At 46.4% G+C, this 14455-nt stretch carries 11 protein-coding genes; all 11 read left to right on the top strand.

The annotated features are described in order from the left end of the window. Positions 1-8: 8 nt before the first annotated feature. The 11 genes from BV455_RS03025 (at position 9) to BV455_RS02975 (ending at position 14217) form a co-directional block, all read left to right on the top strand. Complete coding sequence (locus BV455_RS03025) at positions 9-512, top strand: hypothetical protein (RefSeq protein ID WP_017437060.1); 504 nt, start codon at positions 9-11, stop codon at positions 510-512. A 163-nt stretch (positions 513-675) separates the two neighbouring features. After that, complete coding sequence (gene rpsB, locus BV455_RS03020; RefSeq protein WP_017437059.1) at positions 676-1383, top strand: 30S ribosomal protein S2; 708 nt, start codon at positions 676-678, stop codon at positions 1381-1383. Positions 1384-1548: 165 nt separating this feature from the next. Further along, positions 1549-2433: a translation elongation factor Ts gene (gene tsf / locus BV455_RS03015; protein WP_017437058.1), complete on the top strand. Its 885-nt coding sequence runs from the start codon at positions 1549-1551 to the stop codon at positions 2431-2433. 120 nt (positions 2434-2553) lie between these two features. Beyond that, positions 2554-3276, top strand: a complete 723-nt coding sequence (gene pyrH / locus BV455_RS03010) for a UMP kinase (RefSeq protein WP_017437057.1) — start codon at positions 2554-2556, stop codon at positions 3274-3276. 2 nt (positions 3277-3278) lie between these two features. Beyond that, entirely contained in the window at positions 3279-3836 is a 558-nt protein-coding gene (gene frr / locus BV455_RS03005) for a ribosome recycling factor (protein WP_017437056.1), read from the top strand. Between the two features lie 156 nt (positions 3837-3992). After that, on the top strand, positions 3993-4769 hold the full coding sequence (locus BV455_RS03000; RefSeq protein WP_017437055.1) for an isoprenyl transferase: 777 nt from the start codon (positions 3993-3995) through the stop codon (positions 4767-4769). 5 nt (positions 4770-4774) lie between these two features. After that, entirely contained in the window at positions 4775-5569 is a 795-nt protein-coding gene (locus tag BV455_RS02995; protein WP_218687747.1) for a phosphatidate cytidylyltransferase, read from the top strand. A gap of 20 nt (positions 5570-5589) precedes the next feature. Next, a complete protein-coding gene (locus BV455_RS02990; RefSeq protein WP_218688012.1) occupies positions 5590-6732 on the top strand; it encodes a 1-deoxy-D-xylulose-5-phosphate reductoisomerase in 1143 nt (380 codons plus the stop codon). A 17-nt stretch (positions 6733-6749) separates the two neighbouring features. Beyond that, entirely contained in the window at positions 6750-8009 is a 1260-nt protein-coding gene (rseP, locus tag BV455_RS02985) for an RIP metalloprotease RseP (RefSeq protein WP_017437052.1), read from the top strand. Between the two features lie 77 nt (positions 8010-8086). Further along, complete coding sequence (locus BV455_RS02980; protein ID WP_017437051.1) at positions 8087-9787, top strand: proline--tRNA ligase; 1701 nt, start codon at positions 8087-8089, stop codon at positions 9785-9787. Positions 9788-9909: 122 nt separating this feature from the next. Beyond that, complete coding sequence (locus BV455_RS02975; protein WP_081159566.1) at positions 9910-14217, top strand: PolC-type DNA polymerase III; 4308 nt, start codon at positions 9910-9912, stop codon at positions 14215-14217. The last annotated feature ends 238 nt before the right edge of the window (positions 14218-14455 follow it).

The raw sequence follows: 14455 nt of genomic DNA, 5'->3' as shown, positions 1-14455 counted from the left end.
GGAAAACCATGCTTGCATTTTTGCTCACGATTAGTTTTCTTCTTCATGCGCTTTCCTTATGGATCATTATTTTGCTTTATTTGCGATTAGCCAAGGTAAAAGAAATCGAAAAGCAGCAGCAGCAAATGACGGAAGAGATGGAACAAACATTTTCTGCCTATTTATTAGAGTGGAAGGAAGAAAACGAACGCTTCTTAGCAGAGCTGGCGGCAATATTGCCAAACCGCACTCAGACGGACCATTCACCGCCAAAAGACAGCGCCGAGCCGCAGGCGGAAGGCAACGAAACAACGGCGCCAAGCGAAGAAACGGAAACGGAAGCGCTCCCTAGCTATTTTCCAAACATCGATGAGATAAAAGATGTTGTAGATATACGTCAACAGCCGGCTTCTTTCGCCGCCGCTCGCGTTCGGCAGCTTTACGAACAAGGAAAAACAGTAGAAGAAATCGCGAAAATCCTAAAGAAAGGAAAAACAGAAGTGGAGTTATTGTTAAAATTCCGCCAAAAGTAGGCAAATAATTGCTTGATTTGTCACAGGCAGTTATGATATATTTTTACATGGTGTGAATACACACGTCCATCGATTTAAGCAACGGTGCTGACGTAACATCGTCAGTCTTGCTTAAAGATGACATGGGCGGAGGAATAAAAACCAAAATATAGGAGGAACCAACATGTCGGTCATTTCGATGAAACAATTGCTTGAAGCTGGTGTTCATTTCGGACATCAAACTCGCCGTTGGAATCCAAAAATGAAAAAATATATTTTCACGGAACGCAACGGCATTTATATTATCGACTTGCAAAAAACCGTCAAAAAAGTAGAAGAAGCATACAACTTCGTCAAAGAATTAGCAGCAAACGGCGGCAAAATCTTGTTTGTCGGCACGAAAAAACAAGCGCAAGAATCGGTGAAAGAAGAAGCAGAACGCTGCGGCATGTTCTATGTCAACCAACGCTGGCTAGGCGGTACGCTAACGAACTTTGCGACGATTCAAAAACGCATTAAGCGTTTAAGAGAAATTGAAAAAATGGAGGAAGACGGCATTTTTGACGTGCTTCCGAAAAAAGAAGTCATCCGCTTAAAGAAAGAGCAAGAACGTTTAGAGAAATTTTTAGGCGGCATTAAAGAAATGAAAGAATTGCCGGACGCTCTGTTTGTCATCGACCCGCGCAAAGAGCGCATCGCAGTTGCGGAAGCGCGCAAATTAAACATTCCGATCATCGGTATCGTGGATACAAACTGCGATCCGGATGAAATCGACTATGTCATTCCAGCAAACGACGACGCGATTCGCGCGGTAAAACTTCTTACTTCGAAAATTGCCGATGCGGTATTAGAAGCAAAACAAGGCGAAGAAGCAGTCGTTGCTGCCGAGTAATTTGGTTTAGAAAGGTGATAAGAGGGGGAAAGCCTTTTATCACCTTTTTTTGAGACAGAAAATCGCTCTTCTTGGCTATACTACGAATACGGCAGAAAACAAAATTTGCTTTGCGAATTTTGTTTAAACGATACATACATGCGATTTTAAAGGAGGATTTATTTGATGGCGATTACAGCACAAATGGTAAAAGAACTGCGCGAAAAAACAGGCGCGGGAATGATGGACTGCAAAAAAGCATTGATGGAAACAAATGGTGATATGGACAAAGCGATCGATTGGCTTCGCGAAAAAGGAATCGCCAAAGCGGCGAAAAAAGCGGACCGCATTGCGGCAGAAGGAACGACGCTTATTGAAACAGCTGGCAATACCGCCGTTATTTTAGAAGTGAATTCGGAAACAGATTTTGTGGCGAAAAACGAAGCGTTCCAAACATTAGTAAAAGAGCTTGCCGCCCACTTGCTAAAACATAAGCCGGCTACGCTGGAAGAAGCGCTTGGGCAAACAATGGATAACGGATCTACCGTTCAAGATCATATTAACGAAGCGATTGCTAAAATTGGTGAAAAAATCACGCTGCGCCGCTTTGAAATTATGGAAAAAGGTGACAATGACGTTTTCGGTGCGTACTTGCACATGGGCGGCCGCATCGGCGTATTAACATTATTAGCAGGTACGACAAACCAAGAAGTGGCGAAAGATGTGGCTATGCACATTGCGGCATTGCATCCGAAATACGTTTCCCGCGACCAAGTGCCACAGCAAGAAGTTGAACATGAACGTGAAGTGTTGAAACAGCAAGCACTAAATGAAGGAAAACCGGAACATATTGTCGAAAAAATGGTAGAAGGCCGTTTAAATAAATTTTATGAAGATGTTTGCTTGCTAGAACAAGCGTTTGTAAAAAATCCGGATGTAAAAGTGCGCCAGTATGTTGAATCGAACGGTGCGACGGTAAAACAATTCGTCCGCTATGAAGTCGGCGAAGGCATTGAAAAACGCCAAGATAACTTTGCCGAAGAAGTCATGAACCAAGTAAGAAAGCAATGAAGCAAAGCAACAGGGAACACACACCGTGTTCCCTATTTTTAAAATGGCATGTTGTAATCCTGCCAGAACATCGTTTTCAGTGATCACTGTTTTTCCTAATTAGCTGCATGGAGGTTTGACATGGAAAAACCAAAATACAAGCGTATTGTTTTAAAGTTAAGCGGTGAAGCGCTTGCTGGCGAACAAGGATTTGGCATTAACCCTGCGGTCATTCAGTCGATTGCAAAACAAGTAAAAGAAGTGGCCGAACTCGGCGTGGAAGTCGCTATTGTTGTCGGCGGCGGCAATATATGGCGCGGAAAAACCGGAAGCGAAATGGGAATGGATCGCGCCACTGCAGACTATATGGGAATGCTGGCGACGGTCATGAATTCGCTGGCACTTCAAGATAGCCTTGAAAATCTCGGAGTGGAAACGCGGGTGCAAACATCGATCGAGATGCGCCAAGTAGCTGAACCTTACATACGAAGAAGAGCGATCCGCCATCTCGAGAAAAAACGCGTTGTTATTTTTGCGGCCGGCACTGGAAATCCGTATTTTTCAACAGATACGACGGCTGCATTGCGCGCGGCGGAAATTGAAGCCGATGTCATTTTAATGGCGAAAAACAATGTGGACGGCGTATATAGCGCAGATCCGAAAGTGGATGCCAATGCCGTAAAATATGACGAACTATCGTATTTGGATGTCATTAAACAAGGATTGGGCGTCATGGATTCTACCGCTTCGTCGTTATGCATGGACAACGATATTCCGTTAATCGTTTTTTCGATTACAGAAGAAGGAAATATCAAGCGTGCTGTTTTAGGTGAAAATATCGGAACAATCGTAAGGGGGAAGTAAGGATGGCTCAACAAGTGATCAATAACGCGAAAGAAAAAATGGATAAAGCGGTGCAGGCGTTCAGCCGTGAACTGGCGACGATTCGCGCCGGAAGAGCGAATCCAAGTTTGCTTGAAAAAGTCACGGTCGATTACTATGGTGTGGCGACGCCAATTAATCAATTAGCAAGCATCAGCGTGCCGGAAGCCCGTTTGCTTGTCATTCAGCCTTATGACAAATCAGTGATTAAAGAAATGGAAAAAGCGATTTTAGCTTCCGATTTAGGGCTGACGCCATCGAACGACGGATCGGTTATTCGCATTGTCATTCCGCCATTGACGGAAGAACGGCGCCGTGAGCTGGTGAAGCTGGTGAAAAAATATTCAGAAGACGCCAAAGTCGCGGTGCGCAACATTCGTCGTGATGCGAACGATGAATTGAAAAAACTTGAGAAAAATGGCGAAATTACCGAAGATGAATTGCGTGGCTACACGGAAGATGTTCAAAAACTTACCGATGATCATATCGCCAAAATTGATGCGATTACCAAAGAAAAAGAAAAAGAAGTAATGGAAGTATAATCGAACAAGGAAAACCCTCTATATTTATGGAGGGTTTTTTTGTTATAATGAAGAGGCAAAAATAGGACAGGGGAAAAATAATGCAAAAATTGCGTTGGGGTACGCACTAGTCGCATAGTACATGAATGGTAAAATATTTTCATACGGAGGACTAGTATGTTTAATAAAATTTGGAAAAATAAAGTGGAGGAATCTTTTTCTCCCACTAGCTACACAAAAGAAGAAATACTGCAAAACCCGATCCCGAAACATGTGGCCATCATTATGGACGGAAACGGGAGATGGGCGAAAAAACGGGCGCTGCCGCGGGCAGCGGGCCACTACGAAGGGATGCAGGTTGTTCGTAAAATCACTCGTTTTGCCAACGAACTCGGCATTCAAATATTATCGCTATATGCCTTTTCAACAGAGAATTGGAAGCGGCCGAAAAGTGAAGTGGATTATTTAATGAAGCTTCCGGAACAGTTTTTAACGACATTTCTTCCTGAATTAATAGAGGAGAACGTAAAGGTGCGGGTCATGGGCCATACGGAGCAGCTTCCCGACCATACCCGCAGAGCGGTGGAAAAAGCGATTCGCGAAACAGAAAAAAATACCGGGTTAATTCTCAACTTTGCTTTAAACTACGGAAGCCGGGCGGAAATTACATACGCGGTGCAGAGAATTGCCAAAGAAGTGCAAAAAGGGACATTGGCACCGGAAGCAATTACAGAACAAATAATATCCTCTTACTTAATGACAAAAGAGCTGCCTGACCCGGATTTACTCATTCGCACAAGCGGCGAAATCAGGTTAAGCAATTTTATGCTATGGCAGCTCGCCTATACGGAATTTTGGTTTACCGATGTCCTATGGCCGGACTTTACCGAGCAACATTTATTAGAAGCGATCGCCGTCTTTCAACAGCGTGATCGCCGGTTTGGAGGAGTATAAACGCGATGAAACAGCGAGTCATTACTGGAGTGATTGCGGCCGCTTTATTTCTGCCGATTGTTATTTTTGGCGGATTTCCGTTTATAATAGTAACATATATATTAGCGACGGTCGGGCTGTTTGAATTATTGCGCATGAAGCGCCTGCGCGTCGTTTCTCCTGAAGGGGTGATCAGCTTTGTCGTTTTATGGCTGCTGCTTCTTCCCCAGCAATATGAAAGCGGGCTTGCGTCTTTCCACGTAACCAAACTTGGGCTGCTGCTGTTAGGCGCCTTCTTATTGCTTGCGTATACGGTGGTGACGAAAAACGCCTTTACCTTTGATGAAGCGGGGTTTATTCTTTTATCCATTCTTTACGTAGGTTTCGGATTTTATTGTTTTAGCGAAATTCGCTCCATTGGTTTAGCGTATATGGTTTATGCTCTGTTTATTATATGGGCAACCGATATCGGGGCATATTTTATCGGGCGTGCCTTTGGAAAGCGAAAATTATGGCCGGAAATCAGCCCAAATAAGACTGTGGAAGGTTCCATTGGCGGAATCATTTGCGCTGTCGCCGTCGCCGTAGTTTATCAATGGACAACAAATCTTTTTCACAGCATCGGTTTTGTACTGGTGATGACGATTGTTCTTTCCCTCTTCGGACAATTGGGAGATTTAGTCGAATCAGCATTTAAGCGGCATTACGGCGTAAAAGATTCCGGGAATATTTTGCCGGGTCACGGCGGGATTTTAGATCGCTTTGATAGTTTATTATTTATTTTGCCTATTTTATACTTTTTCATTAGCATGGCGCTATAAGGGAGTTAGGAGTGAAGACATTGAAATATATTAGTATATTAGGGGCGAGCGGTTCGATCGGTACGCAGACGCTCGATATCATTCGTTCCCATCCCGATGAATTTCGGCTAGCGGCTGTTTCGATTGGAAAAAATGTCGATATGGCGCGGGCGATGATTGAAGAGTTTGCCCCCCGTCTCGTTGCCGTCGCCGATCGGGATGCGTATGATAAACTGCGGAGCGAATATGCAGGCAAAGTAAAAATCATTTATGGGGAGGAAGGATTAATAGAAGCGGCCGTTTTTCCGGAAACGGATATCGTTGTAACGGCTGTTGTCGGCAGCGTTGGCCTCGTGCCGACGCTAAAGGCGATTGAAGCAGGCAAAACAATTGCGCTCGCAAATAAAGAAACGCTTGTAACAGCAGGACATATTGTGACGGAAGAGGCAAAAAAACGGGGAGTTTCTCTGTTGCCGGTTGACAGCGAACATTCCGCTATTTTCCAATGTTTGCAAGGGGAAAAACGAGAACAGGTGGAAAAAATTATTTTAACCGCGTCCGGCGGCAGCTTTCGCGATAAAACGAGAGAAGAGCTGAAGCACGTAACGGTAGAAGAAGCGCTCCGTCATCCTAACTGGTCGATGGGCGCAAAAGTTACGATTGACTCGGCAACGATGATGAATAAGGGACTGGAAGTCATTGAAGCGCATTGGCTTTTTGAACTGCCTTATGAGCAGATCGATGTATTATTGCATCGTGAAAGCGTCATTCATTCGCTTGTTCAATTTCGCGATACAAGCGTCATTGCCCAGCTTGGAACACCGGATATGCACGTGCCGATTCAATACGCGCTGTCTTATCCGGAACGCTTGCCGCTAAGCGCCAAACCGCTTGATTTGGCGCAGATTGGCACCTTAAACTTCAAACGGATGGATTTGGAGCGTTACCGTTGTTTGCGGTTTGCGTATGAAGCAGGAAAGGCGGGCGGATCGCTGCCGACAGTATTAAATGCAGCCAATGAAGAGGCAGTCGCCGCTTTCCTTGCCGGCCGCATCGCATTTCTTGACATCGAAGAATATATCGAACGCGCCCTTGAGTGGCATGAAATGATCAAAGAGCCATCGCTTGAGGAAATTCGCCGCATAGATGCGGAAACGCGCAAATACGTTCAGTCACTACTATAAAAAAGGTGGTTGAAACATTGGAACCAATTATTGCATTTGTTGTTATTTTCGGTGCGCTTGTCTTTTTCCATGAACTTGGCCATTTGCTTTTCGCAAAGAGAGCCGGAATTTTATGCCGGGAGTTTGCCATCGGCTTTGGCCCAAAAGTATTTTCCTTTAAGAAAAACGAAACGGTCTATACCATTCGTCTGCTTCCGTTAGGCGGTTTTGTCCGCATGGCCGGCGAAGACCCGGAAACGGTGGAAGTAAGGCCAGGGCAAGTGGTTGGCTTGGAGCTCGACCGTAATGGCAACGTCGATAAAATTATTATCAATCATAAGGACGACTATCCAAATGCGAGAATTATTGAAGTAGAGGATGCGGATTTAGAGCACCGCATGTATATTACCGGCTATGTAGACGGAAACGAGGAGCGGCTGGAACGATTTACAGTGAACGAGCCTGCTTTCTTTGTCGTTGATCATCAAGAAATTCAAATCGCTCCTTATCACCGCCAATTTGTGGCAAAGACGTTAGGGCAGCGGACGATGACGATTTTCGCAGGACCGCTGATGAACTTTGTACTTGCTTTCGCCGTGTTTTTAATCATTGGTTTGTTGCAAGGATATCCGGTTGACAAACCGATCATCGGGGAACTGACAGAAAAAGGAGCTGCGAAGGAAGCCGGCCTCCGGCAAGGAGATGTCGTCCTTTCGATTGACGGCGAGCCGGTCAAAACGTGGACGCAAATTGTCAATATTATCCGCGCCCATCCGGAAGAGAAACTGTTGTTTAAAATACAGAGGGATGGAAAAGTAATGGATATTGCGGTAACCCCTGAAGCCAAAACGGTACAGGGAGAAACCATTGGCTTAATCGGTGTGTACGGACCGATGGAAAAATCGGTGCTCGGTTCATTAAAACAAGGCATGCTGGAAACGTACTATTGGACGAAAGAAATTCTTGGCGGCCTCGGACAGCTAATCACCGGCCAATTTAAGCTCGATATGCTGTCAGGACCGGTCGGCATTGCTGTTTCGACTGGAAAGGTCGCGGAGTCGGGAATTTATTATTTAATGAAATGGGGAGCGATTTTAAGCATCAACCTTGGCATCGTCAACCTGCTGCCGCTTCCTGCCCTTGATGGCGGCCGCCTGCTCTTTTTCGCCATTGAAGCGCTGCGGGGCGAGCCGATTGACCGCCAAAAAGAAGGAATGGTTCACTTTATCGGTTTTGCGCTCCTCATGCTGTTAATGCTTGTCGTTACATGGAACGATATTCAAAAATTTTTCCTATAAAATGGTGTGAAAGAAGGGGCATGTTCTCCCTTCTTTCCCGAAAACAAAAGAGATAGAGAAAAAAGAGGTGCGAGAAGATGAGACAAAGCCAGTCGTTTATTCCAACTTTGCGAGAAGTTCCGGCAGATGCGGAAGTAAAAAGCCATCAGCTTCTTTTGCGCGCCGGATTTATCCGGCAAAGCGCCAGCGGTGTATATACATTTTTGCCGCTCGGACAGCGCGTGCTGCAAAAAGTAGAAGCGATTATCCGCGAAGAAATGAACCGCGCCGGAGCGATCGAATTGCTCATGCCGGCGCTGCAGCCAGCGGAATTATGGCAGCAGTCTGGACGCTGGTATTCATACGGTCCGGAGCTGATGCGCCTGAAGGATCGCCATGAACGCGATTTTGCGCTCGGGCCGACGCATGAGGAAATGATTACGGTGCTCGTGCGCGATGAAGTGAAAACATATAAGCGCCTGCCGCTGACGCTTTATCAAATTCAGGTAAAATTCCGTGATGAAAAACGCCCGCGCTTTGGGCTGCTGCGCGGCCGCGAATTTATTATGAAAGATGCCTATTCGTTCCATACATCGCAAGAAAGCTTAGATGAAACGTACAAAAAAATGTATGAAGCTTATTCCAATATTTTCCGGAGATGCGGCTTAAATTTCCGCGCCGTCATTGCTGACTCGGGAGCGATCGGCGGAAAAGATACGCATGAATTTATGGTATTGTCGGATATCGGCGAAGATACAATCGCTTACTCTGATGCGTCCGATTATGCCGCCAACATCGAAATGGCGCCGGTCATTACGACTTATGAAAAAAGCGATGAGCCGCTTCGTGATTTGGAAAAAGTGCACACACCGGGACAAAAAACGATTGAACAAGTCGCTTCCTATTTACAAGTGATGCCGGAAAAATGCATCAAATCGCTGCTCTTCAAAGTTGATGACCGCTACGTACTTGTGCTTGTCCGCGGCGACCATGAGGCGAATGACGTCAAAGTGAAAAATTTATTTGACGCCTCGATCGTAGAGCTGGCAACACCGGAAGAAACGAAGCAAGTGATGAACTGTGAAATCGGTTCCCTTGGCCCAATCGGCGTGGGAGAAGCGGTTACCGTTGTTGCCGATCATGCGGTAAAAGCGATCGTCAACGGCGTATGCGGGGCAAATGAGGAAGGATATCATTATATCGGGGTAAACCCTGAACGCGATTTCACTGTAGCGCAATATGCTGATTTGCGCTTTATTCAGGAAGGGGACCCGTCTCCGGATGGAAAAGGAACGATCCGCTTTGCCCGCGGAATTGAGGTCGGCCATGTCTTTAAATTAGGGACAAAATATAGTGAAGCGATGAATGCGGTTTACTTGGACGAAAACGGCCGTTCGCAAACGATGATTATGGGCTGCTATGGCATTGGCGTCTCGCGTCTTGTGGCGGCGATTGCCGAACAGTTTGCCGATGAAAATGGTCTTGTCTGGCCAGCGGCGGTAGCGCCGTTTGACGTTCACCTTATTTCCGTCAACGCGAAAAACGACGAGCAGCGCCAGCTTGCTGATGAATGGTATGAAAAGCTCGGACAAGCCGGTTTGGAAGTGTTATATGATGACCGTCCGGAACGCGCCGGCGTCAAATTTGCCGACAGCGATTTAATTGGTATTCCGATTCGCGTGACGGTTGGAAAACGGGCAAGTGAAGGAATCGTTGAAGTAAAAGTGCGGCAAACGGGCGAAACGATGGAAGTATCGGTGAATGAACTTATTGATACGATTCGCCGTCTGCTGCAATGACAAACGAGAGAAATGGACAAGGGCTGTGCTGATGAAAAGTAGAAAAGATACTTTTCCGACAGCCCTTTTGTTATGATAGAAAAAGAGAGGAATTTTCGTTGAGAGGAGAAAGGATCGCCGTCATGTTAACGAACGAGCAAAAAGAACGATTTCAAGTATTGTTGCAGCAGCTGCAATTGACGTCTGACGAATTCGCACCTTATTTCCGTGAAGCAGGCATTCTCAAACTAGTAGTGGAGAAGGAACAAAAATGCTGGCATTTTTATTTCCAGCTTCCAAAAATTTTGCCGTGCCAAGTGTATGAGCTGTTTACGGAGAAATTAGTTCAGGCGTTTCATCATATCGCAAACGTCAAATATACGATCCAAACGGCAGATCCGCACTTTACGGAAGCGGATGTCCGCGGCTATTGGCAGCTCTGCTTAAAGGAATTGCAAGAAGGAATTTCCCCGCTTTTATCGTGGCTTCATAATCAAATTCCAACAGTAAAGGGAAATAAACTATTCGTTACCGTCCGCAATGAAGCCGAAGCGCTCGCGGTAAAACGCCGTTTTTCGAGAAAAATAGCGGAAGTGTATCAGTCGTTTGGTTTTCCGCTGTTGCAGCTCGAAACGGAAGTCAAGCAGCCGGAAAAAGAAATGGAGCAATTTCTAGCGCAAAAACAGCAAGAAGATGCCGAGCGCGCTTTAGCAGCGCTCTCAGAGATGACGAAAGAGGCGAATGAAGAGCGGGCGGCGGATACGCCGGCAGGTCCGATTGTGATCGGTTATCCAATTAGAGAGGACGAGGAAGTCCGCACGCTAGACAGCATCGTCGAAGAAGAGCGGCGCGTCGTCGTGCAAGGATATGTCTTTGACGTAGAAATGAGCGAATTAAAAAGCGGGCGGACGTTATTAACACTAAAAATTACCGATTACACAAACTCCATATTAGTAAAAATGTTTTCCCGTGATAAAGAAGATGCCGAACTGATGGCCGATGTCAAAAAAGGCATGTGGGTGAAAGTAAGGGGAAGCGTGCAAAACGATACGTTTGTCCGCGATCTTGTAATTATCGCCAACGATATTAACGAAATAAAAGCAAAAGAGCGGCAAGATACGGCGCCGGAAGGAGAAAAACGGGTAGAGCTTCACTTGCATACGCCGATGAGCCAAATGGATGCCGTCACGTCCGTGACAAAGCTGATTGAACAGGCCAAAAAATGGGGCCATCCGGCAATCGCCGTGACCGATCACGCTGTTGTCCAATCATTTCCAGAAGCATATAGCGCCGCAAAAAAATACGATATGAAAGTGTTATACGGCGTGGAGGCAAACATTGTCGATGACGGCGTGCCGATCGCTTACAATGAGGCGCACCGTTTGCTTTCGGAGGACACGTACGTCGTTTTTGACGTGGAAACGACGGGGCTGTCGGCCGTCTATAATACGATCATCGAGCTTGCCGCTGTGAAAGTAAGAGATGGTGAAATCATCGATCGGTTTACTTCTTTCGCCAATCCGCATCATCCGCTGTCTATTACAACGATTGAACTGACAGGCATCACCGATGACATGTTGAAAGATGCACCAGATGCGGAAGAAGTACTGCGCCAATTTTACGATTGGATTGGCGATAGCATCCTTGTCGCTCATAACGCTAGTTTTGACATCGGCTTTTTGAATGTCGGTTTTGCGAAAATCGGCCTTGGCAAAGTGACCAATCCAGTGATCGATACGCTCGAATTAGCGCGCTTTTTATATCCGGACTTGAAAAACCACCGTCTAAACACGCTTTGTAAAAAGTTCGATATTGAATTGACCCAGCACCACCGCGCCATTTATGACGCAGAAGCAACCGGATATTTGCTGATGCGGCTGTTGAAAGACGCCGAGGAGCGCGGCATTTTATACCATGACGAGTTAAACGAGCGTTCGAAAGAAGAAGTATCGTATCGGCTGTCGCGGCCGTTCCATGTCACGCTTCTTGCTCAAAATGACGTTGGCTTGAAAAATTTATTTAAGCTCGTTTCGTTATCGCATGTCAAATATTTCTATCGCGTTCCCCGCATTCCGCGTTCGGTGCTGCAGCAGCACCGCGAAGGCATTTTAGTCGGCTCGGGCTGCGATAAAGGCGAAGTGTTTGACAACATGATCCAAAAAGCGCCGGAAGAGGTCGAGGAAATCGCCAAATTTTACGATTTTCTTGAAGTGCATCCGCCGGAAGTGTACAAACCGTTGATTGAAATGGATTACGTCAAAAACGAAAGCATGATTAAAGAAATTATCCGGAAAATCGTCATGCTTGGCGAAAAATTAAACATCCCTGTCGTTGCAACCGGAAACGTTCATTATTTAAATCCAGAAGATAAAATTTACCGCAAAATTTTAATTCATTCCCAAGGCGGGGCCAATCCGCTCAACCGTTATGAGCTGCCGGACGTCTATTTCCGCACGACCGATGAGATGCTTGAGTGTTTCTCCTTTTTAGGAGAAGAAAAGGCGAAAGAAATCGTTGTGACCAATACGCAAAAAATCGCTGACCTGATCGGCGAAGTAAAGCCGATTAAAGATAAGCTGTATACGCCGCGCATCGAAGGAGCGGAAGAGGAAATCCGCGAAATGAGCTATCGCCGTGCCAAAGAAATTTACGGCGATCCATTGCCGAAAATTGTCGAAGAGCGTCTGGAAAAAGAATTGAAAAGCATCATCGGACACGGGTTTGCCGTTATTTATTTAATTTCCCATAAACTCGTGAAAAAGTCGCTCGATGACGGCTACCTCGTCGGTTCGCGCGGTTCGGTCGGTTCTTCGTTTGTGGCGACGATGACGGAAATTACTGAAGTCAACCCGTTGCCGCCGCACTACGTCTGCCCGAATTGCAAGCACTCGGAATTTTTCAATGACGGGTCGGTCGGCTCCGGATTTGATTTGCCGGATAAAAACTGTCCGCAATGCGGAACAAAGTATAAGAAAGACGGGCATGATATTCCGTTTGAGACGTTCCTTGGCTTTAAAGGCGACAAAGTCCCAGATATCGACTTGAATTTTTCCGGCGAATACCAGCCGCGCGCCCATAACTATACGAAAGTGCTGTTCGGGGAAGATAACGTATACCGCGCAGGGACGATCGGCACCGTCGCCGATAAAACGGCGTACGGTTTTGTCAAAGGATATGCGAACGATTTAAACTTGCAGCTGCGCGGAGCGGAAATCGACCGCCTTGCCGCGGGATGCACCGGAGTAAAACGGACGACAGGACAGCATCCGGGCGGTATTATCGTTGTTCCCGACTATATGGAAATTTACGATTTCACGCCGATTCAATATCCAGCCGATGATACGAGTTCCGAATGGCGCACGACACATTTTGATTTCCACTCCATTCATGACAATCTTTTGAAGCTGGATATTCTTGGGCACGACGATCCGACGGTCATCCGCATGCTTCAAGATTTAAGCGGCATCGATCCAAAAACGATTCCGACCGATGACCCTGAAGTGATGAAAATTTTCAGCAGCACCGAATCGCTTGGTGTCACGCCGGAACAAATTATGTGCAACGTCGGCACGATAGGCATTCCGGAGTTCGGAACGCGCTTTGTCCGCCAGATGCTTGAAGAAACGAAGCCGAAAACATTTTCCGAGCTTGTGCAAATTTCCGGTCTTTCGCACGGGACAGATGTCTGGCTTGGCAATGCGCAAGAGCTGATCCAAAACGGCACGTGCACGCTTTCTGAGGTGATCGGCTGCCGCGACGACATTATGGTTTATTTGATTTACCGCGGACTCGAGCCTTCGCTTGCCTTTAAAATTATGGAATCGGTGCGGAAAGGAAAAGGGCTGACGCCGGAATTCGAGGAAGAAATGCGCAAACACAACGTGCCGGAGTGGTATATTGAATCATGCAAAAAAATTAAGTATATGTTCCCGAAAGCGCACGCTACCGCGTATGTATTAATGGCGGTCCGCATCGCCTACTTTAAAGTGCACCATCCGCTTTTGTACTATGCGACGTACTTTACGGTACGCGCGGAAGACTTTGATTTGGACGCGATGATCAAAGGTTCTGCCGCCATTCGCAAGCGCATTGAAGAAATCCATGCGAAAGGGCTCAATGCAACGGCCAAAGAAAAAAGCTTGCTGACGGTATTAGAAGTCGCCCTAGAAATGTGTGAACGCGGCTTCTCCTTTAAAAATATTGATCTTTATCGTTCGCAGGCTACCGAATTTGTCATTGACGGCAATTCGCTTATTCCGCCGTTTAACGCGATCCCGGGCCTCGGCACGAACGTAGCGCTCAACATCGTGCGCGCTCGCGAAGAAGGAGAGTTTTTATCGAAAGAAGATTTGCAGCAGCGCGGAAAACTTTCCAAAACGTTGATGGAATACTTAGAGAGCCGCGGCTGCCTCGATTCGCTGCCAGATCATAATCAGCTTTCCTTATTTTAAATTTGGTCCGCCGTCGTCCGTAGCTTTGGCGGGGCGAAAAACCGGCCGCAAGCAGTGTATTATGCTGTTTGCCCATTGCAATATATTTTCCAATATGTTATAGTTTTAGTGGAATTGGTAAAGATAATGGGTAAGCAAAGAGTGGGGAAACCCACTCTTTCGTCTTGAATTGGATGCCGATTATTTTTCATTCCCCGCAAATGTGCAGGGGATTTTCTCGTTATAACGAAGCGATGCA

It is taken from the genome of Parageobacillus caldoxylosilyticus (genome assembly GCF_019272935.1).
In the GTDB taxonomy this organism is placed as follows: domain Bacteria; phylum Bacillota; class Bacilli; order Bacillales; family Anoxybacillaceae; genus Saccharococcus; species Saccharococcus caldoxylosilyticus.
The sequence above is the reverse complement of the archived record's forward strand: the minus strand, read 5'-3'. Positions and strand labels throughout refer to the sequence as shown.